The organism is Ruegeria sp. BB1 (assembly GCF_056539465.1).
Genome location: NZ_JBQFVB010000001.1, coordinates 1,511,432 through 1,531,123, shown reverse-complemented (window position 1 = coordinate 1,531,123; position 19,692 = coordinate 1,511,432). Strand labels below are relative to the sequence as shown.

At 58.6% G+C, this 19,692-nt stretch carries 18 protein-coding genes; 13 read left to right on the top strand and 5 right to left on the bottom strand.

Annotated elements, in window-relative coordinates:
- Positions 1–1,089: an ATP phosphoribosyltransferase regulatory subunit gene (locus ACR0AL_RS07665; protein WP_170374196.1), complete on the top strand. Its 1,089-nt coding sequence runs from the start codon at positions 1–3 to the stop codon at positions 1,087–1,089.
- Positions 1,086–1,775 (top strand): ATP phosphoribosyltransferase, encoded by a 690-nt coding sequence (hisG, locus tag ACR0AL_RS07660; protein WP_170347800.1) that lies wholly within the window; start codon positions 1,086–1,088, stop codon positions 1,773–1,775. Before ACR0AL_RS07665 ends, hisG begins: the two co-directional genes overlap by 4 nt.
- On the opposite strand, the gene ACR0AL_RS07655 is transcribed toward hisG, so the two are convergent.
- Positions 1,776–2,207 carry a DUF1489 family protein gene (locus tag ACR0AL_RS07655; protein WP_480645976.1) on the bottom strand — a complete coding sequence of 144 codons (432 nt, stop codon included), beginning with the start codon at positions 2,205–2,207 and terminating at the stop codon, positions 1,776–1,778.
- Positions 2,208–2,336: 129 nt separating this feature from the next.
- Between ACR0AL_RS07655 and ACR0AL_RS07650 the strand changes: the two genes are divergently transcribed.
- The 3 genes from ACR0AL_RS07650 (at position 2,337) to rpsD (ending at position 6,136) form a co-directional block, all read left to right on the top strand.
- Positions 2,337–4,619, top strand: a complete 2,283-nt coding sequence (locus ACR0AL_RS07650) for an adenosylcobalamin-dependent ribonucleoside-diphosphate reductase (protein WP_170347802.1) — start codon at positions 2,337–2,339, stop codon at positions 4,617–4,619.
- 315 nt (positions 4,620–4,934) lie between these two features.
- A complete protein-coding gene (locus ACR0AL_RS07645; protein ID WP_425081122.1) occupies positions 4,935–5,312 on the top strand; it encodes a hypothetical protein in 378 nt (125 codons plus the stop codon).
- 203 nt (positions 5,313–5,515) lie between these two features.
- Positions 5,516–6,136 (top strand): 30S ribosomal protein S4, encoded by a 621-nt coding sequence (gene rpsD / locus ACR0AL_RS07640; protein ID WP_170347804.1) that lies wholly within the window; start codon positions 5,516–5,518, stop codon positions 6,134–6,136.
- Positions 6,137–6,260: 124 nt separating this feature from the next.
- On the opposite strand, the gene ACR0AL_RS07635 is transcribed toward rpsD, so the two are convergent.
- Positions 6,261–6,722 (bottom strand): Lrp/AsnC family transcriptional regulator, encoded by a 462-nt coding sequence (locus tag ACR0AL_RS07635; protein WP_170360571.1) that lies wholly within the window; start codon positions 6,720–6,722, stop codon positions 6,261–6,263.
- 102 nt (positions 6,723–6,824) lie between these two features.
- On the opposite strand from ACR0AL_RS07635, the gene ACR0AL_RS07630 reads away from it, so the two are divergent.
- The 4 genes from ACR0AL_RS07630 to ACR0AL_RS07615 all read left to right on the top strand — a co-directional run bounded on the left by ACR0AL_RS07630 (position 6,825) and on the right by ACR0AL_RS07615 (position 11,135).
- Positions 6,825–8,240 (top strand): aminotransferase class V-fold PLP-dependent enzyme, encoded by a 1,416-nt coding sequence (locus ACR0AL_RS07630; protein ID WP_480662497.1) that lies wholly within the window; start codon positions 6,825–6,827, stop codon positions 8,238–8,240.
- Positions 8,241–8,305: 65 nt separating this feature from the next.
- Positions 8,306–9,391 carry a histidinol-phosphate transaminase gene (gene hisC, locus ACR0AL_RS07625; RefSeq protein WP_226688783.1) on the top strand — a complete coding sequence of 362 codons (1,086 nt, stop codon included), beginning with the start codon at positions 8,306–8,308 and terminating at the stop codon, positions 9,389–9,391.
- Entirely contained in the window at positions 9,388–10,308 is a 921-nt protein-coding gene (locus ACR0AL_RS07620; RefSeq protein ID WP_170374211.1) for a prephenate/arogenate dehydrogenase family protein, read from the top strand. Before hisC ends, ACR0AL_RS07620 begins: the two co-directional genes overlap by 4 nt.
- Positions 10,305–11,135 (top strand): extensin-like domain-containing protein, encoded by an 831-nt coding sequence (locus tag ACR0AL_RS07615; protein ID WP_480662495.1) that lies wholly within the window; start codon positions 10,305–10,307, stop codon positions 11,133–11,135. Before ACR0AL_RS07620 ends, ACR0AL_RS07615 begins: the two co-directional genes overlap by 4 nt.
- On the opposite strand, the gene ACR0AL_RS07610 is transcribed toward ACR0AL_RS07615, so the two are convergent.
- Complete coding sequence (locus ACR0AL_RS07610; protein WP_170347810.1) at positions 11,132–12,133, bottom strand: DUF2125 domain-containing protein; 1,002 nt, start codon at positions 12,131–12,133, stop codon at positions 11,132–11,134. The genes ACR0AL_RS07615 and ACR0AL_RS07610 overlap by 4 nt on opposite strands.
- A gap of 67 nt (positions 12,134–12,200) precedes the next feature.
- On the opposite strand from ACR0AL_RS07610, the gene ACR0AL_RS07605 reads away from it, so the two are divergent.
- The 4 genes from ACR0AL_RS07605 to ACR0AL_RS07590 all read left to right on the top strand — a co-directional run bounded on the left by ACR0AL_RS07605 (position 12,201) and on the right by ACR0AL_RS07590 (position 16,380).
- Positions 12,201–12,731, top strand: coding sequence for a gamma-glutamylcyclotransferase (locus ACR0AL_RS07605; protein ID WP_170347811.1), 531 nt, complete (start codon positions 12,201–12,203; stop codon positions 12,729–12,731).
- 69 nt (positions 12,732–12,800) lie between these two features.
- Positions 12,801–13,979: a biopolymer transporter ExbB gene (locus ACR0AL_RS07600; protein ID WP_170347812.1), complete on the top strand. Its 1,179-nt coding sequence runs from the start codon at positions 12,801–12,803 to the stop codon at positions 13,977–13,979.
- Between the two features lie 3 nt (positions 13,980–13,982).
- Positions 13,983–15,620 carry a peptidoglycan -binding protein gene (locus ACR0AL_RS07595; protein WP_170360561.1) on the top strand — a complete coding sequence of 546 codons (1,638 nt, stop codon included), beginning with the start codon at positions 13,983–13,985 and terminating at the stop codon, positions 15,618–15,620.
- A 229-nt stretch (positions 15,621–15,849) separates the two neighbouring features.
- The gene (locus ACR0AL_RS07590) at positions 15,850–16,380 is read left to right on the top strand and encodes a phosphotransferase (RefSeq protein WP_480662492.1); all 531 of its coding nucleotides are present in this window, start codon (positions 15,850–15,852) and stop codon (positions 16,378–16,380) included.
- 53 nt (positions 16,381–16,433) lie between these two features.
- On the opposite strand, the gene clpA is transcribed toward ACR0AL_RS07590, so the two are convergent.
- Both clpA and gloB read right to left on the bottom strand, forming a co-directional pair.
- A complete protein-coding gene (gene clpA / locus ACR0AL_RS07585) occupies positions 16,434–18,758 on the bottom strand; it encodes an ATP-dependent Clp protease ATP-binding subunit ClpA (protein WP_170347815.1) in 2,325 nt (774 codons plus the stop codon).
- Positions 18,759–18,924: 166 nt separating this feature from the next.
- Complete coding sequence (gloB, locus tag ACR0AL_RS07580) at positions 18,925–19,692, bottom strand: hydroxyacylglutathione hydrolase (protein ID WP_170347816.1); 768 nt, start codon at positions 19,690–19,692, stop codon at positions 18,925–18,927.

Sequence of the window (19,692 nt, the reverse complement as noted above, 5' to 3'; positions counted from 1 at the left end):
ATGGCTAACCGTTCCCAGATACAAGCCCGCGCCGCGATGATGCGGGTCCGGTTCGAGGCCGCTGGCGCACAGGTCGTCGACCCGCCCCTGTTGCAACCAGCCGAAACGCTGCTGGACCTCTATGGCGAAGATATCCGTGCCCGCGCCTATGTGACCTCGGATGCGCTGCGCGGCGAGCAGATGCTGCGCCCAGATTTCACGCTGCCAGTCGTGCAGATGCACATGAGCGATGGGGCTGAACCCGCGCGCTATACTTATTCCGGTGAGGTGTTCCGCCGTCAGGAGCACGACCCGGATCGGTCAAACGAATACATTCAGGTGGGGTACGAGGTCTTTGACCGCGATGATCCCTCGGGCGCAGATGCCGAGGTTTTTTCGCTGTTCGCCCTTCAGCTGCGCGGGCTGCCGTTGCGTGCGGCGACCGGCGATATTGGTATCCTGATGGCTGCGGTTCAGGGCCTGCGCACCACGGATCGCCGCAAGGCCGCCCTGATGCGGCACCTGTGGCATCCGCGTCGTTTCCGCAATCTGCTGGATCGGTTTGCAGGGCGCAAGCCGGTGCCAGAAGGCCGTAATGCCTTGCTGGATTCCCAGGACCCGCTGGCCATTGATGTGCCGATGATCGGCAAACGCCGCGCAAGCGAGATTGAGGCGCGGATCGAAGCCTTGCGCGAAGACCGCGACATCCCGCCGATTTCCGACAGCGAACTAGGCGGGTTGGAAACTTTGCTCAACGTGCGCGAAACCATGCCTTTTGCGTTAGAGCAACTGCGCGATGTGGCGGTAGACCTGCCGCAGATTACCCCGGCACTGGACCGTCTTGAGACACGCGTGGCCGCATTGCAGGCGCGTGGCGTCGATGTCGAGAGGCTGGACTTCGAAGCTGCCTATGGCCGTACATCCATGGAATATTATGACGGGTTCGTCTTTGGCTTTTATGCCGAGGGACGCCCGGACCTGCCTCCGGTTGCCACAGGCGGGCGGTATGATGCGCTGACCCGGCAATTGGGCAATGGTGCTGAAATCCCTGCCGTGGGCGGCGTGCTGCGTCCTGACCTGATCCTGGAAATCGAGGAGGGCGCGCAATGAGCCTGAAACTGGGCGTGCCCTCGAAGGGCCGGTTGATGGAGAAAACCTTCTCGTGGTTTGAAAAGCGCGGCATTACCCTGTCGCGCAGTGGTTCGGACCGGGAATATGCCGGTAAGGTCGAAGGGATTGAGGGCGTATCGCTGATTCTGCTGTCTGCAGGGGAAATTCCGCGCGAACTGGCGGCTGGGCGCATTCATCTGGGCGTGACCGGTATTGATCTGGTGCAGGAAAAGCTGCCGCGCTGGGAACAGCAGGTGGAAGAGGTGTCACAGCTGGGCTTCGGTAAGGCTGACCTGATCATTGCGACACCGGCCTGCTGGGTGGATGTCGACACGCTGGACGATTTGGACGCTGCTGCAGCGGCCTTTCGTAAAACCCATGGCCATCGGCTGAGGATTGCCACCAAGTACCACCGGCTGGTGCGCGAGTTTCTGACCGATGCGGGCGTCGCCGATTACACCCTGGTCGACAGTCAGGGTGCGACCGAGGGCACGGTGATGAACGAAACGGCCGAGGCGATTGCGGATATCACTTCGACCGGTGAAACCCTGCGGGCAAATCACCTGAAGATTCTGTCGGACGGAGTGATCTTACGGTCGCAGGCGACGCTGTGGCGCAGCAGGGTGCCCAACTATTCAGCCGATGACAAAGCGGTTCTATCCAAGTTACTGGATCACCTGACCTGATCAAAGCACTCCGATTTCGGCCAGTGCGCGGTTCAAATCATCGGGCAGGGCGTCGTCCTGCTCGCGCCCTTTTGGCAGATCGGCAGGGGTGTCTTCGGGTTTCAAATAGCGCCAGCCCTGAAACGGGCGCTTCAGAGCGGTTTGCGTACGGTGCACCTCTGGATCAAGCACGACGGCGCAACGGCGGATGCCGTCCTCACCGCGCACCTCATCCAGCCGCAGGATGCGCTGACGGCATTGGATTACACCCTTGATCACCCAATAAATTGACCCGCCGTTCAAAATCTCGGCCTCGCGCTTGGGCCACATGCGGGTGACATGGCGCGGGCAACCATCCTCGTACAGCGGTTTACGGCTGTCCTGCCACGCGATCAGCGTGTCTACACTTTCCGATCCGACCGAGAGTTTTATCAGGTTTACGTACTTATCCACAGCTTTCCCACAGAGTCGTCCCAAGGCCCACCTTTATATTGTAGCCTGATGACCGGCGTCATCAAGGTGTTGTGGTGGACGTGTGATTTAGGATAGTCTGGATACCTCTTTCAGTACAGGGAATCACCAATGAGCCGCTTTGCCGCCCCCATCGCCGAGCAGATCTGGGACATGAAATACCGCTTCAAACAGGCGGATGGCACACCGATCGACCAGACTGTCGAAGACAGCTGGCGGCGCATTGCCCGCGATTTGGCACGAGTGGAAAAAGATCAGGGGCATTGGGAAGATAAGTTCTTTGAAGCGCTGGAAGATTTCAAATACCTGCCCGCAGGTCGTATCACTGCGGGCGCAGGTACTGCACGGCAGGTGACCCTGTTCAACTGTTTTGTCATGGGAACCGTTCCCGACAGCATGGGCGGTATCTTTGACATGCTGAAAGAGGCTGCGTTGACCATGCAACAGGGCGGGGGGATCGGCTATGATTTCTCGACCATCCGCCCGCGTGGGGCTGATGTGCATGGGGTTGCCGCCGATGCCTCGGGGCCATTGTCGTTCATGGATGTGTGGGACGCGATGTGCCGCACTATCATGTCGGCGGGCTCGCGTCGTGGGGCGATGATGGCAACCATGCGCTGCGATCACCCGGATATCGAACAGTTCATCACAGCCAAATCCGACCCGGCCCGCCTGCGCATGTTTAATATGTCGGTGCTGGTGACCGACCCCTTCATGGAAGCCGTCAAAGCCGACGGCCCGTGGGATCTGGTCTTTGGCGACAAGGTCTATCACACCGTTCAGGCGCGCGATCTGTGGAACAAGATCATGCAGGCCACCTATGACTATGCCGAGCCGGGCGTGATCTTCATCGACCGCATCAACCAGGCCAACAACCTGAGCTATGTGGAAACCATCGCCGCCACCAACCCATGTGGTGAACAGCCCCTGCCGCCATATGGCGCGTGTCTGCTGGGCTCGATCAACCTTGCGCGATTGGTAGCTGAACCTTTCGAGGATGCGGCACACCTGGATGAGGCCGCATTGCAGGATCTGGTCGCCACCGCCGTACGCATGATGGACAATGTGGTCGACGCGTCGAAATTCCCGCTGCCGGAGCAGGCGGCCGAAGCGCAAGCCAAACGCCGCATCGGGCTGGGTGTGACAGGTCTGGCCGATGCATTGTTGATGAAGGGCCTGCGCTATGGCTCGGACGAGGCGGCGCGTCAGACCGAGCGCTGGCTGCACGCGATCGCCCGCGCCGCGTATCTGGCGTCGGTGGATTTGGCGAAGGAAAAAGGGGCGTTCCCCCTGTTCGATGCCGAGAAATTCCTGGCCAGCGGCACGATGCAGCAAATGGACGAGGATGTGCGCGATGCGATCCGTGAACATGGCATCCGCAATGCATTGCTGACCTCGATTGCGCCCACGGGGACGATTTCCCTTTACGCTGGGAACGTGTCATCGGGAATCGAGCCGGTCTTTGCTTATGCCTATACGCGCAAAGTTCTGCAGAAAGACGGCTCGCGCACCGAGGAAGAGGTGGTGGATTATGCCGTGCAGATGTGGCGTGACAAGTTCGGGGACGCGGAATTGCCCGACTATTTCGTCAATGCGCAGACGCTACCACCGTCCGATCACGTCAAGATGCAGGCTGCGGCGCAGAAATGGATCGACAGTTCGATTTCCAAGACGATCAACTGCCCCGAGGACATCAGCTTTGACGCGTTCAAGGATGTATACATGCAGGCGTGGGATCAGGGGTGCAAAGGCTGCACCACCTATCGACCGAATGACGTGACCGGGTCGGTGCTGACCGTTTCGGAAAGTGCCGACACTGCGCCGGGCGAAAGCGCCGCTGCGCCGCATGAGGTCGATGGAGGCGAAGTCGTGTACATGTCCGAGCCTTTGGATCGTCCGCAGGCGTTGGAGGGGTCGACCTATAAACTGAAGTGGCCCGATAGCGAGCACGCGATCTATCTGACCATCAATGACATTGTCATCGGCGGCCGGCGTCGCCCGTTTGAGGTGTTCATCAACTCGAAGAACATGGAACACTACGCTTGGACGCTGGCGCTAACCCGGATGATCTCGGCCGTGTTCCGGCGGGGTGGGGATGTGTCCTTTGTGGTCGAAGAGTTGAAGGCTGTGTTTGACCCGCGCGGCGGAGCCTGGGTTCAGGGCAAATACATCCCGTCGATCCTGGCCGCGATTGGTGGCGTGATCGAGCAGCACCTGATCAATATCGGCTTTCTTGAAGGGGAAGGCATGGGGCTGAAATCCGACCCTCAGGCGCAGGTGGTCAACATGGATGCGCCACGCGGCAAAGCCTGCCCGTCTTGTGGTCAGTTCGATATGGTGATGATCGAAGGTTGCATGACCTGCCGCAGTTGCGGGCATTCCAAGTGTGGTTGAGATAGAAATCCTAGAGCAACAAAAGTTGATCGATTCTGGCGGAAAAATACCCCGCCAGAAGTTAATAGTTGAATCTCAAAGGCCACAATTTCGTTAACATTACATTAACGTCTCTTTTCCGCCTTAATTTACGTTGATAAGGGTAGCCCAGTACGCAGTGATGGGTTTAAGGGTACAGGCGGTAATATGAGAACCGGACAAAGCGGTCGTATAGCCATTTTTTGGAGGCAAACGGAAATCGACGGGCTTGAGGCAGCGCCCTTGTCCTTTTTGAGCGTCGGAGCTGCCTGGTCGTGGCGCGGACAGGCACGATTTTTGAAGAATTCCTCTGTGCCGATGCTGGAAGGAGCCGAAGACATTGGTTCCGACTTAGCGACGCTGAGCCATTGCGTGCATGTTCAAAACCTTTCAGAGGAAGCGAGTGGCCTGCTTGTGTTGACCAACGGTGCGCAAACTTTCACAGCGGCGTTGTTCCCAGTTGCTGGCGAATCAGCCCCGATGCTGGTCTTCGAAGGGGATTGCCCAGAGCGGGATCAGGATTTCTGGATTAGTGAAGTCGCCGAGTCTGCGGGCCAAGGGAACGAAGCAACCGGGATGGATGAGACTGTCATAGCGTTCCCATCCCGATCCACTCCGGTCCTGGATGATCAAGATCAGCAGAGGGCGGTTTCTGTCGGACGCAGAGCTGACTGACCCGCAGGTAAACCTCGATTTCAATGGAAATTCCAATGTTGCATGGCATGGTGTGTTGACTCTGCCGGTTTCACGGATATAAGCGCGGCTTCATTGGTGTTGGTGGCCCCCGCAAGGGGATGCCTGTCATGGGGGAAACCTCAAGAGGACAACGCCCTTCATAGTGGTCCGTCTGGACCTCGACCTTAAGAAGGAGATCAGCCGTGACCAAACGCACGTCTGCCAAGCACAAAATCGACCGCCGGATGGGCGAAAACATCTGGGGTCGTCCGAAATCCCCGGTCAACCGCCGCGAATACGGCCCCGGCCAGCACGGTCAGCGCCGCAAGGGTAAACTGTCGGACTTCGGTCTGCAGCTGCGCGCCAAGCAGAAGCTGAAAGGTTACTATGGCGACCTGACCGAGAAACAGTTCCGCCGCATCTACGCAGAAGCCGTCCGTGTGAACGGTGATACTGGTGAAAACCTGATCGGTCTGCTGGAGCGCCGTCTGGACGCTGTTGTTTACCGCGCCAAGTTCGTGCCGACCGTGTTTGCTGCACGTCAGTTCGTGAACCACGGACACGTCAAAGTGAACGGCAAGCGGGTCAACATCCCCAGCTACCGCGTCAAAGAAGGCGACGTAATCGAAGTACGTGACAAGTCCAAGCAGCTGGCTGTTGTTCTGGAAGCCGTTGCTTTGGCCGAGCGTGATGTGCCTGACTACATCGACGCGGACCACTCGAAAATGACCGCGACTTTCGTGCGCGCACCGGGTCTGGGCGATGTGCCGTACCCGGTCATGATGGAGCCGAACCTGGTCGTCGAATTCTACGCGAAGAACTAATCTTCGCCGAGACGCAAAATTTAAAGGGCCGCGCTTTCAGCGCGGTCTTTTTTTGTTTGTAGGGGCTCTGCCCTAGTCGATGCACGACGCACCCGAGGTATTTTTGGCCAGATGAAAAAGCGGATCAGATCGGCAAGGGGCGACCTTCGGCGATTGCTTCCATCGCGAAATACGAGGTCACGCTGTCCAGTTCGACTTTTTCGATCAGGCGTTGATAGACCTTGTCATATGACGCCATGTCCTCGGTCACGACCTTCAATTGATAGTCATAGTCGCCACCAATCCGGTGGAAATCCACCACTTCGGGGATGGTCAGCACATGGCTGCGAAATGCCTGCAACCACTCGGCCGAGTGATGCCGGGTGCGCAGCATAACAAAAACCACAAGGCTCAGCCCCAACTTCTCCCGTGCGATCCGTGCGGTTGAGCCGGTGATCACACCATCCTCATTCAGTGCCTTCAACCGCCGCCAACAGGCGTTCTGCGACAGCCCGACCCGATCGGCCAGTTCGCGTTGGGACAAGGTCGCGTCTGTTTGCAGCTCACGCAGGATGCGTTTATCAATTTGATCTATTTTTTCCACCATTCCTGATCATATGACACAAATTATTGAAAATCTATCAAAAGAACGGTGAAGTTTACTCAGGCAAAAGCAATCACATTGGTAGGGCAATACGGAGACTATGCCATGACCCTGTCCAAATTTCGCGCAGACATCCTGTCCACCACTCGCAATTCAAGCCTGCGCGACGGGCTGATCGGAGAGAACGTTCTGATCCCGGGTCTGCATGGGGACGTGCCGCTGGTCTATGCGGATTACGTCGCTTCGGGCCGTGCGCTGCGGCAGGTTGAGGATTTTGTCACCGAACAGGTGCTGCCTTTTTATGCCAACAGCCACACCGAGGCCTCCTATTGCGGTTCATACATGACTCGGTTGCGCCGCGAGGCGCGTGCAGAGATTGCCCGCATCGTTGGCGCGAGGGGAGAAGACGCGGTGATATTCACCGGGTCCGGCGCTACTGCGGGTCTGAACCGGCTGGTCAGCTTGTTGGGTGTGGATGCGGCTGACCGGCCGGTCGTTTTGATTGGGCCGTACGAGCATCATTCGAACATTTTGCCGTGGCGTGAAAGCAAGGCACAGGTGATCGAGATTCCTGAAGCTATTGGAGGTGGGGTTGATCTGGCGGCGCTGGAGCAGGTTCTGATCGACAATGCTGCATCGGATCTGATCATCGGGTCGTTTTCGGCTGCGTCGAATGTAACCGGAATCATTACCGACCCGGATCCGATCACCCGACTGCTCAAGGCGCATGGCGCCGTTTCGGTCTGGGATTACGCAGGCGGTGGTCCTTATCTGCCGATGGACATGGGGCCAGAGGATGCGCGCAAGGATGCTATCGTTGTGTCTCCGCATAAGTTTCCGGGCGGGCCGGGGGCGTCGGGTGTTCTGATCGTCAATCAGACCGCCGTGCGCCGCACATGCCCCAGTTGGCCCGGTGGTGGCACGGTCAGTTTTGTTTCGCCCTGGCGGCACGACTACAGCGAGGACCTGGCCACGCGCGAAGAGGCCGGAACACCCAACGTGGTCGGAGACATCCGCGCGGCGCTGGCCTTTATCGTCAAGGATGTTGTCGGCACTGATGAGATCGCCGAAAAAGAGGCGCAGTTTAACCGTATGGCGCTGGACGGGTGGGGTGATAACCCGAACCTGACCTTGCTGGGCGTCGATAACCCGCATCGCCTGCCGATCTATTCCTTCCTTGTGCGGGATAACTCTGGCCAGCCTGTTCATCAGCAACTGTTCACCCGGATGCTTAGCGATATTTATGGCATTCAGGCGCGCGGCGGCTGTGCCTGTGCGGGGCCATATGCGCACCGTCTTCTGGGGATCGACCGCGCAACCTCGGATGAATTGCACGCGGCTCTGTCCGCGGGGGAAGAGATGAAGAAACCCGGCTGGGTGCGGCTGAACTTCTCGTATTTGATGAGCGAAGAGACCGTTCAGTTCATCATCGACAGTGTTAATGACCTGTCCCACCGGACCGAGGAGTTCGTACCATTCTACAACGCTGACCCGGCAACGGCCCGCTTCAAAGCGGCGTGACGGAATTGCCGCTTTTCTCAACGCGTTGAGACGGGTATGAGAGGCTCCAATTAACGGAGCCTCTTATGACCAAGATCACCCCTCAACCCGGCATTATGGACATCGCGCTGTATCAGGGCGGCCAGTCGCATGTGGCCGGGGTCGAGCATGTGATCAAGCTCAGCTCTAACGAAAACCCATTCGGGCCCAGCCCCAAGGCGATTGAGGCAGTGCGCGACAGTGCCGTGACCTTGCATCGTTATCCCAGCACCGACCACGCTAGCCTGCGTGCCGCGATCGGGGAACGTCATGCGCTGGACCCCGCGCGGATCATCTGCGGTGTGGGCAGTGACGAGGTGCTGCAATTCGTGGCGCAAGCCTATGCCGGGCCGGGGGATGAGGTCATTTACACCGAGCACGGGTTTTCCATGTACCCGATTATCGCCCGCATGGCCGGGGCAACGCCGGTCATGGTGCCGGAACGGGATCGTCACGTGGACGTGGACAACATCCTTGCCGCGGTTACCGAGCAAACGCGCATCGTGTTTGTCACCAATCCGGGCAATCCGACCTCGACTATGATCGGCGAGGCGGACCTTGTGCGGTTGGCCGAAGCTTTGCCGCAAAGCTGTCTGATGGTCATTGACGGAGCCTATGCAGAATTCGTCGATGGGTTCGATGGTGGTGCGTCTTTAGTGGATCGGTTCGAAAACGTCATCATGACACGTACGTTTTCCAAGATCTACGGGCTGGGCGGGATGCGGGTCGGTTGGGGCTTTGCCGCGCAATCGATCATCGACGTGCTGAATCGTGTGCGCCAGCCGTTCAACCTGTCTCTGACCGCGTTGGCTGCGGCCGAAGCGGCGGTGAAAGACGACGACTACCTGACCTTCTGTCACGGCGAAAACGCCCGGCTCCGCGTTTGGCTTTCGGAAGAACTTGCCAAGATTGGCGTGCCTACAGACCCGTCTTGCACCAATTTCATATTGGCCCGTTTCACCGATCAGGCAGAGGCCGAGGCCTGTGACGATTACCTCAAGACGCAGGGTTTGATCGTGCGCCGTGTGGCGGGTTACAACCTGCCCAACGCCTTGCGGATTACCGTGGGCGATGAAGAGGCCTGCCGCCGTGTCGTTGCGGCCATCACCGCATTCAAAGGGGGCGCCGCATGAGCCAGGTATACGACCGCGTCGCACTGATCGGGCTGGGCCTGATTGCGTCGTCCATGTTCTGGGCCATCAAACGCGCGGGCCTTGCGGGTGAGGTCACCGGCTATGCCCGGTCCGAGGCCACACGCGATACTGCCCGTCGGATAGGCCTGTGCGACCGCGTCTGTGACACGGTGCAAGAGGCGGTTGAGGGTGCGGATTTGGTAGTGCTTTGCGTACCCGTCGGCGCAATGGGGACGGTCGCGCAAGAAATCGCACCGCTCCTGAAACCGGGCGCGACAGTGACCGATGTGGGCTCGGTCAAGCGGCACGTGATAGAGGCGGTCTCGCCCCATATTCCCGAAGGAGTGCATTTCATACCGGCGCACCCGCTGGCAGGGACCGAGCATTCCGGCCCCGAATCCGGGTTTGCCGAACTGTTCGATAATCGCTGGAGTCTGCTGGTGCCGGTTGAAGGTTCGGACCCGGACGCAATCGCCCGTTTGCGTGCGCTTTGGGAAGGAATGGGCGCGAATGTGGATGAGATGGACGCGGACCACCACGATCTGGTTCTGGCCGTGACCTCACATGCGCCGCACCTGATTGCTTACACGATGGTTGGCGTGGCAGACGATCTGCGCCGCGTCACCGATAGCGAGGTCATCAAGTATTCGGCCGCTGGTTTTCGGGACTTCACCCGCATCGCGGCGTCGGACCCGACCATGTGGCGCGATGTGTTCCTGACCAACAAGGACGCGACCCTGGAAATCCTCGGGCGCTTTACCGAGGAGCTTTTTGCGCTGCAACGTGCTATTCGCACCGGCGATGGCGAACATCTGTTTGACTATTTCACTCGTACCCGCGCGATCCGGCGTGGGATTATCGATGCGGGGCAGGATACGGATGCGCCTGATTTCGGACGGGGAAAGGCGAACCCATGAAACGCGGCTGGAGGTTCCTTGCGATTGGATATTTGGCGGTCTGCGCCACAGTGTCCAACGCGGCGCCTCCTGAACAGTCGCTCGTTCCTATGGAGCGGCCCGCAACGACCGCTGTTCTGGCTTTTGCCAGCCCGTTGCCCAATGCGAAGACACGGCCTGTTTTGCGCCCTGAGTCGCCGCAGGTCTTAGCCGTGGCAGCGCGCCCCTCGGAATTGCCGTTACTGGGGCCGGATACCTCGTTGATGCCGTATCTGCGGCCCAAGGAATTGGAACGGGAGGCGTTGTTCAAGAAACGCAAACTGCGCAAAACTTCGGTCTGTGGGGATATCGCTATTCAGGGCAAGCCTGTCGGAAATGTGCCCGGTCGTATCAAGGCCTGCGGCATCAAGGATGCTGTGCAAATCACCTCGGTTTCAGGTGTGGTACTCAGCCGCCCGTCGACGATGGATTGTGGGACGGCGATAGCGTTGAACAAATGGGTCGACAAAACGGTCAAACCCACCTTCAAACGGCGCGGTCCGGTGGCCGAGCTTCAGATTGCTGCCCATTACGCCTGTCGGACCCGAAACAATCAAAAAGGGGCCAGAATTTCAGAACACGGCAAAGGCCGGGCAATCGACATTTCGGGTTTTAAGATGGCAGACGGAGAGGTCGTGACCGTTCTGAACGGCTGGCGAAAGAACCCGTCAAAACGTCAGCTGACCAAAGTCTGGCGCGGGGCGTGCGGCCCGTTTGGCACGGTTCTGGGGCCGAATGCGGACCGGTATCATCGCGATCATTTCCACCTGGATACGGCACGCCATCGTCGCGGGCCGTACTGCCGTTAACGCAAGATCAGACGCGGTGCCGGGCCCAAAGGGATTGGGCCCATGGCGACAAACCCATCGCGGAAATTCAGCTGCACGTCCAACGCATTGGGGTTGCCGCCAAGCCCGGCTAGAAAGTTCAACGTTGTTGTCACAGGGTCCACCGCCTGATCGGGCAGGGCGCCCGCTGCATTGGCCATGGCGATCATATCACGCCAATTTTCGGCCCGGATAGAGATTTCTCCGATGGGAATGCCCTGCGGGTCTACGTCCAGCTCTCCGGTTGCGAACAGGCGCAGCGCGCCCCATTGCATTTCAGCCAGGCGCAAGTCCAGCTTAACCGGTTGCGGTCTGCTTTGTTCCAGCGCGGATCGATCCCATGCCTTGTCGAAAGTGGCCGTCAGGTCCAGCTCCAGCGTTTCAAACGCTTGCGGCAGGGTAGTGGCCGAACGCATCAGTTCGCGCAGGTCATCGCCGGGGGTGAAGCCGTCTGCTTGCGCGCTGATCACATATGCCTCGGGGGTGGCGGTCTGTTCCATCACAAGGGCCAATGTGTTGCCCCCAGCCAAAGCCTCGGAATCATCGGTGATCGACCACGGCCCGGCGGTCAACGCCATCTTTTCCAACATAAGCGCCACGCCGGGTTGCAGTTGCAACTCAGCTTGCAGGTCGGCGGCCTGAATGGTCGCGGTTTGATCGAAATAAGACAGGCGCTGCGGCGTGCCGGCAAAACGCAGCACTTGTCGACCAGGCCAGATTGCCGGGCTTTGGAACTCGATCCAGTCCGCGCTCCAGGCGGTGCCATTGACCGGATCGGCCAGCGCCGGGTTATTCAGGCGCGTCATGTGGTTCAGTGGATACCCGGCAGTTTCAACGTCTGAAAAATCAGCCTGCCAGCCCTGTTCCTGCTGTTTGTCAAACCATGTGGTGATCGCGTTGCGCAGGCCGAAGCCGGCGACGAACCAATAGACGCTCCAGATTACAGCGATGAAAATGATTACCCGTATCAGACCGCGCATGGCAGTTCGCCCTTTTTCCCACCTCGGAATTGATGTTTATAGACGCAAACGGGCAAGGACCAGTGCTATGACGATGTGGGTTTTCGGATATGGATCGCTGCTGTGGAATCCGGGCTTTCCGGTGGCCCGCAGTGAACGCGCCACACTGAACGGTTACGCGCGGTCCTTTTGCATGAGCTCGATCCACCATCGCGGTACTGAAGACCATCCTGGTCTGGTTCTGGCGCTGGACGAACAGGCCGACGCCAATTGCAAGGGGCTGGCTCTGGCGGTTGAGGCAGGACACGAAGACCGCACCCTGCATGAATTGCGCGAGCGCGAGCTGATCTCGTCGGCCTATGTTGAGAAGATGCTGGACCTGCACCTGGACAGCGGCGAGGTTGTGAATGCCGTGACTTACGTGATCGACGCCGATCATGTGCAGTATTGCGGCGGTATCCCTCTGGAAGAGCAGGCCCAGATAATCGCCCATGCGGTCGGCGGGCGGGGGCCAAACACCGAATACCTCTATAACACCGCCGAACATTTGGCCGAGATCGACCTGCGCGACCCCGATCTTGAGTGGTTGGCGCAACGTGTGCGTGATATCACCGCATAAACCCTTGGCGTCACCGGTATAAGTTCGCTAGATTCAGCGCAGAGCAGGCAAAAACCGGGAACCACGCGCATGGCGCAGGCACATCAGGGCGCGAGACCTCATTTCTCGCATCCCATTCGACAGATTGTGATGATGTTGGTCGCAATAGGTCTGGCCGGGTTGGGCGTATTTATGGCCTTGCCCTATGTGATGCCGGTGATTGAAGCCAACCCATACCTGAACGGCTTTATCATCCTGGTGTTCATCATCGGTGTTTTCGCCTGTTTCTTTCAGGTGACCCAACTGATCGGCTCTGTCCGATGGATCGAGGCGTTTGTGGGCGGTGTTGTGCGCGAAGATGCACGCACACCGCAATTGCTGGCACCGTTGGCATCCCTGCTCCGCGAACGGGGCGCGCGGTCTCAGATCAGCTCAACCTCGACACGGTCCATTCTGGATTCAGTCGCAGAACGGGTCGAGGAAGAACGTGAGATCACCCGTTATATCACCAACGTCCTGATCTATCTGGGTCTTTTGGGTACGTTCTTCGGGCTGGCCACCACGGTTCCCGCCATCGTGGACACAATCCGCAGCCTTAACCCGCAGGAAGGTGAAGAGGGGCTGGCCGTGTTCAATCGCCTTATGGTCGGGCTGGAATCGCAGCTGCAGGGCATGGGCGTGGCCTTCGGGTCTTCGTTGTTGGGTCTGGCTGGCTCGCTGATCGTTGGTCTTCTGGAATTGTTTGCGGGCCATGGACAGAACCGGTTCTACCGCGAGCTTGAGGAATGGTTGTCCTCGATCACCCGCGTTGGCTTCGGGGCCAGCGATGAAGGTGGCGCTGAACTGGCGGTTCTGACGCCAGTATTGGATGCCATGTCCGAACAGATGAACGCGCTGCAGGATCTGTTTTCAGCGCAAGAGGCTGATCGCGCTGCGGTGTCGTCCAAACTGGGCCAGTTGGCGGATTCGATCGGCGAAATGAACGTGCGACAGTCCGATACCGAGGGCGTGACAGCTGCCTTGGAACGGGTTGCGCTTGGGCAGGACGCCCTGCTGGATCACATGCGCGAACAGGGCGCTGGTGACGGGATAGACGCCGAAAGCCGTATGCGCCTGCGCTCGATGGATGTGCAGTTGCTTCGTATTCTCGAAGAAATCTCGGCTGGCCGTCAGGAAAGCATGAGCGAGTTGCGCAAGGATATCGAATTGCTGGTCAAAGCCCTGACCTTACCCCGAGGCGCCGTGCGAACCGCTCCGGAAGGAGAGTAATCCATGGCCCTGTCCCGACGCACAGGTCAACGGTTCCAGGGTTCGGTCTGGCCCGGTTTTGTGGATGCGATCACCGGACTTTTGATGGTGCTGACATTTGTGCTGACGATCTTCATGGTCGTGCAGTTTGTGCTGCGTGAGACTATTTCCGGGCAAGAGGACGAACTGACCGCCTTGTCGGATGAGGTTGCGGCGCTGGCCGGAGCGTTGGGGCTGGAAGAACGGGAAAACAGCCGGTTGCAAGCGCGGTTGGGTGTGTTGAACTCGACTCTGTCGCAGGTAGAGAACGAACTGGTGCAAGCGCAGATCCAACTGACCGATTTTGAGGCTCAGGTCGCGGCCCTGCTGGTAGAGCAGGAGCGTGCACAGGGTCAAATCGCCGAGTTGGTTGATGAGCAGGGCGCGTTGAATCTGGCCTTGGCGCAAAGCCGCGCTGAGATCGATGAACAGACCGAAGCCGCGCGTCTGGCTGCAGCGCAACGCGAGGCGCTGGAAGCCTTGGTTGCTGATCTGGAACAAAGCGATGCGGCGCAGTCCACGCGGATTTCTGAGCTAGAAGAACAACTGAGCACCGAAGAGGCTGCCAAGCTGGCTGAGGCCGCCGCCGCCGAAAATCTGCGCAACCGATTGCTGAACGCGGATGCTGAACTGACGGCCATGACCTTGGCGCTGGAAGCGCAGCGGAAAGAGGCTGAAGAGACCTTGACACTGTTGGCCGCTGCACAGGCTGCAAAAGCCGAATTGGAACGGCAGTTTGGGGCCTTGAACGCAGAAGAATTGCGAGCCCAGCTTGAGGCGGCTTTGGCAGCTCGAACCGAGGCTCAGGCTGAAGCGCAGGAACAACGCACATTGGCCGAAGAACGCGCGGCCTTGCTGGCCGTTGCGCGTGATACGCTGTCGAATGAGCAGGCGATTTCGGAAAAAGCGCAGCGCGAAACGGCATTGCTCAATCAGCAAATGGCGGCACTGCGCGAACAATTGGGTGGGTTGCAGGCGTTGCTGGACGACTATCAGGAGCGCAATGCGGCCGCCGATATCCGTATCCAGACGCTGGGTCAGGACCTGAATGCAGCGTTGGCGCGGGCCGCGTCGGAAGAACGTCGCCGCCGACTGCTGGAAGAGGCCGAGCGCGTTCGCCTTGAGGCCGAGGCCGAAGAGCTAGCCGCACAGGCCGAGGACCTTCAGCGTTACCGTTCTGAATTCTTCGGTCGTTTGCGCGATGTCCTTGGCGATGAAGAAGGCGTGCGGATCGAAGGAGATAGGTTCGTTTTCTCATCCGAGGTGCTGTTCGACACAGGATCAGCTACGCTGTCGCCGGTCGGGCGGCAAGAGGTCGCCAAGGTGGCGAATATCCTGCGCAGTGTAGCGGCAGAAATTCCCGAGGGGCTGAACTGGGTCATCCGAGTCGATGGCCACACGGACAACGTACCTCTGGCCGGGACGGGCCGGTATCGCGACAATTGGGAACTCAGCCAGGGCCGGGCGCTTTCGGTGGTGCGATACATGGTCGAAGCGCTGGGTATCCCGCCGAACCGGCTGGCCGCCAACGGGTTTGGAGAGTTCCAGCCTGTCAATCCCGCCGATACCCCCGAAGCCCGCGCCCAGAACCGCAGGATCGAGTTGAAATTGACTGAGCGTTAAATCGCTACAATGGGTTTTTCAGGCAGACGAAAGTGGCTTCGATCCGCCGCAATTTTAGCTCGCGCTGGGTGAAAGGCGAGTGTGATGCCCCTATATCTGCACCATAGGTTGAGCAGGTACGGATTTGAACAAATTGGCAGTTGAATTGCAAAGCGCGGTTGATGAGGCCCTGCAAGCACCTTATCGGCGTGTGGCCCGGTTTGAGACCTTAAAAGGAACCCCGTTTTGGATGAAGCGCATTGAGCAGTCTGCGCCTTTGCTTTGGCTGGTAAAGGGAACTCCGAATATGGCGTTCGACCGGGACCGGCGTTCACATCATTTCCTGTGGCACAGCGGTGTGCCAGTCCCGGCAATTGTGACCGAAGGCACGGGCTACTTTGTGCTTAAAGATGCTGGCGCCAGTCTGACTGACATCTGCAAGTCTAACTCTTTGACCGCTGGGGATAAAGAAAAGGCATGTTATGCGGCGGGGCAAGCGTTGGCACGCTTGCATTCAATCGACCTAGCCCACGGGCGCCCGGCTTTTCGGGATATGTGCTGGGACGGGCAGCAAATTCGTTTCATTGATCTCGAATACTTTGTGCAAACCAGGGCCGGGCGCATTCGCAAAGCCAGGGACGTTGGAATCGCGTTGGTGTCCGCTTTGTCTCAGAGTTTCGACGGGCTGCGTTATGCTCAAGTCTTTCTGTCGGCCTATCGGGCTTCACGGCGCCGTCGATCAGAGTATTTTCACAGCCCGCATCCACAGCGCACCAAATAAACATAAAAAAAACCCGCCATTGAAGGCGGGTTTCTTTCTGTATCACGATGCAATCAATCTGCGGTCAGCAGCGGTGGCTTGTCCCCCGGAATGCGCGGCTGATCGGGGCCGAAGATTTCCAGGTTCAACTCGCCCTTCTTGACCGAGACACGAACCACACCACCCTTGGCCAGCTTGCCGAACAGCAACTCCTCGGCCAGAGGCTTCTTGATGTGTTCCTGGATCACGCGGCCCAGAGGACGCGCACCCATCTTGTCGTCATAGCCCTTGTCGGCCAGCCATTCGGCGGCTTTGGGCGTCAGGTCGATGGTCACATTGCGATCCAGCAATTGCGCCTCAAGCTGCAGGACGAATTTCTCGACCACTTGCAGGATGACCTCTTTCGGCAGAGGTGCGAATGAGATCACGGCGTCGAGACGGTTGCGGAATTCCGGCGTGAACATACGTTCGATCGCAGCGGTATCCTCGCCCTCGCGGCGGTCACGGGCAAAGCCAATGGCGGCCTTGGCCTGTTCCTGCGCACCCGCGTTCGACGTCATGATCAGAACCACGTTGCGGAAATTCACCGTGCGGCCGTTGTGATCGGTCAGCTCACCGTGGTCCATCACCTGCAGCAGGATGTTGAACACGTCCGGGTGGGCCTTTTCGATCTCATCCAGCAGCAGCACGCAATGCGGATGCTGATCCACGCCGTCGGTCAGCAGACCACCCTGATCGAACCCGACATAACCCGGAGGGGCACCGATCAGACGGGAGACCGCGTGCTTTTCCATATATTCCGACATGTCAAAGCGCAGCAGTTCCACGCCCAACGTATCTGCCAACTGTTTGGCCACTTCGGTCTTACCCACACCGGTTGGACCAGCGAAGAGATAGTTGCCGATGGGTTTTTCTGGTTCGCGCAGACCAGCACGGGCCAGCTTGATTGCGCTGGCAAGCGCCTCGATAGCTTCGTCCTGACCAAACACCACCCGTTTCAACGAAGTTTCCAGATCTTTCAGAACCTCCGCATCGTCCTTGGTGACGTTTTTGGGCGGAATGCGCGCGATCTTGGCAACGACGGCCTCGATCTCTTTCACACCGATGGTCTTGCGTCGTTTGCTTTCTGCGACCAGATGCTGTGCGGCACCGGCCTCATCGATCACGTCGATGGCCTTATCTGGCAGTTTGCGGTCATTGATATAGCGCGCCGACAGTTCTACGGCGGTTTTGATCGCATCCGCAGTGTACTTGATCTCGTGATGCTTCTCGAAATAGGGTTTCAGACCGCGCAGGATTTTTACGCTGTCTTCAACCGAAGGTTCATTCACGTCGATCTTCTGGAACCGGCGGCTGAGCGCGCGGTCTTTTTCGAAATGTTGACGGAACTCTTTATAAGTGGTCGAGCCCATGGTGCGCAGCTTGCCGCCCTGCAGGGCAGGTTTCAGGAGGTTCGACGCATCCATCGCGCCACCCGAAGTCGCACCGGCACCGATCACGGTGTGAATCTCGTCAATAAACAGCACAGCGTCGGGGTGATCTTCCAATTCCGTCACGACTGCTTTCAGCCGTTCCTCGAAATCACCGCGATAGCGGGTGCCCGCAAGCAGCGCGCCCATATCCAGCGAATAAATGGTGGTGTTCGACAGCACATCAGGGGCTTCGCCGCCCACGATCTTGTGGGCCAGACCCTCGGCAATGGCGGTTTTGCCCACGCCCGGGTCACCCACCAGCAGCGGGTTGTTCTTGCGGCGACGGCATAGCACCTGAATGCAGCGTTCCACCTCATCGGCGCGACCGATCAGGGGGTCGACATCGCCTGCACGCGACTTGGCGTTCAGATCGATGCAATATTTCCCAAGCGCGCTTTCTTTCTGATCACCATCAGTGGTGCTGGATTGAGCCTCTTCCTCGACCTGATCCGCGCCGGAAACCGAGCGGTTTTCGCCATATGCCGGATCTTTGGCTACGCCGTGTGCGATGAAATTCACCGCGTCATAGCGCGTCATGTCCTGTTCTTGCAGGAAATAGGCTGCGTTGCTTTCGCGTTCAGCAAAGATGGCGACCAGAACGTTGGCTCCGGTCACTTCGGTGCGGCCCGAACTTTGCACGTGGATCGCGGCGCGCTGAATCACGCGCTGGAAAGCGGCGGTTGGTACGGCCTCGGACCCATCAATGTCGGTGACCAGATTAGACAGGTCTTCGTCGATGAATTCGACCAAAGTGCTGCGCAATTCTTCCAGATCGACGCTGCAGGCTTTCATGACGCGGATGGCATCGGGTTCTTCCAGCAGCGCCAGCAGCAGATGTTCCAGCGTTGCAAATTCATGTCGCCGTTCATTCGCAGCCGCAAGGGCCGCGTGGATGGCTTGTTCTAAAGTGCTCGAGAATGAAGGCACGCGGGTGCTCCTCTGTCTTGGGTCGAAAGGGGCAGGATGTGGCCCCGGTTCAACCATGTCCTCATACTAATAGAGTTTGGTTGATCGTGGCCCGGCTTCAAGGGTTTTCTTTCACTTGACAGTCACATTTCCTGTGACCGTGGCCGTGAAGAGCGCGAAATAAGCATTAGAAGCGGTCTTTTCTAGCCCTGATTTCGGCAAATACAGCCGTCGGTTCGGCGTTTTCCATACCCAGATTGGCCTGAATCGACGCATCAGTGGCACGCAAGAACGGGTTTGTGGCCTTTTCCAGCGCCAGGCTCGAGGGAACCGTAGGTTTTCCGGCGGCGCGGGCGGTGTCGATATCCGCAATGCGTTGCTGCAGTGCGGCATTGCCTGGATCGACCGAAATGGCGAATTTGGCGTTGGATTGCGTATATTCGTGGCCCGAATAGACGATTGTTTCGTCGGGCAGTGCGGCCAACTTGGAAAGAGATTGCCACATCTGCGGCGCGGTACCTTCGAACAGGCGGCCGCAGCCCAGGGCCATCAGGCTGTCTGCGGTAAAAACGGCAGCGCTTTGCGGCATGTAGAATGCAATATGACCAACCGTGTGGCCTGACACATCCAATACCTGCACCGGTTCGTCACCAATCTGGAACGAGTCGCCCTCGGCCACTTGCAGATGCAGTGGGGGCAGGCGGTGGGCGTCGGCACTGGCACCAATGACTTTGGCGTGGTGTCTTTCCAGAATACCGGTCAGCCCGTCGACGTGATCCCAATGATGATGGGTCAGCAACACGTGACTTAGCGTCCAGCCGCGGGCGTCCAGTTCTGCCAGAATCGGTCCTGCTTCGGGCGCATCAATCAGGGCGGTCTGGCCACTGGTGGCGTCATGCGCCAGAAAAGCATAATTATCGCTGAGACATGGGATGGTTACGATCTCAAGAGGCAT

What these genes read in the sequence shown, in the direction of transcription:
- ACR0AL_RS07665 (WP_170374196.1), top strand. Translation starts at nt 1, where the DNA reads ATGGCTAACCGTTCCCAGATACAAGCCCGCGCCGCGATGATGCGGGTC.
- hisG (WP_170347800.1), top strand. Translation starts at nt 1,086, where the DNA reads ATGAGCCTGAAACTGGGCGTGCCCTCGAAGGGCCGGTTGATGGAGAAA.
- ACR0AL_RS07650 (WP_170347802.1), top strand. Translation starts at nt 2,337, where the DNA reads ATGAGCCGCTTTGCCGCCCCCATCGCCGAGCAGATCTGGGACATGAAA.
- ACR0AL_RS07635 (WP_170360571.1), bottom strand. Translation starts at nt 6,722, where the DNA reads ATGGTGGAAAAAATAGATCAAATTGATAAACGCATCCTGCGTGAGCTG.
- ACR0AL_RS07630 (WP_480662497.1), top strand. Translation starts at nt 6,825, where the DNA reads ATGACCCTGTCCAAATTTCGCGCAGACATCCTGTCCACCACTCGCAAT.
- hisC (WP_226688783.1), top strand. Translation starts at nt 8,306, where the DNA reads ATGACCAAGATCACCCCTCAACCCGGCATTATGGACATCGCGCTGTAT.
- ACR0AL_RS07620 (WP_170374211.1), top strand. Translation starts at nt 9,388, where the DNA reads ATGAGCCAGGTATACGACCGCGTCGCACTGATCGGGCTGGGCCTGATT.
- ACR0AL_RS07615 (WP_480662495.1), top strand. Translation starts at nt 10,305, where the DNA reads ATGAAACGCGGCTGGAGGTTCCTTGCGATTGGATATTTGGCGGTCTGC.
- ACR0AL_RS07610 (WP_170347810.1), bottom strand. Translation starts at nt 12,133, where the DNA reads ATGCGCGGTCTGATACGGGTAATCATTTTCATCGCTGTAATCTGGAGC.
- ACR0AL_RS07605 (WP_170347811.1), top strand. Translation starts at nt 12,201, where the DNA reads ATGACGATGTGGGTTTTCGGATATGGATCGCTGCTGTGGAATCCGGGC.
- ACR0AL_RS07600 (WP_170347812.1), top strand. Translation starts at nt 12,801, where the DNA reads ATGGCGCAGGCACATCAGGGCGCGAGACCTCATTTCTCGCATCCCATT.
- ACR0AL_RS07595 (WP_170360561.1), top strand. Translation starts at nt 13,983, where the DNA reads ATGGCCCTGTCCCGACGCACAGGTCAACGGTTCCAGGGTTCGGTCTGG.
- ACR0AL_RS07590 (WP_480662492.1), top strand. Translation starts at nt 15,850, where the DNA reads ATGAAGCGCATTGAGCAGTCTGCGCCTTTGCTTTGGCTGGTAAAGGGA.
- gloB (WP_170347816.1), bottom strand. Translation starts at nt 19,692, where the DNA reads ATGCCTCTTGAGATCGTAACCATCCCATGTCTCAGCGATAATTATGCT.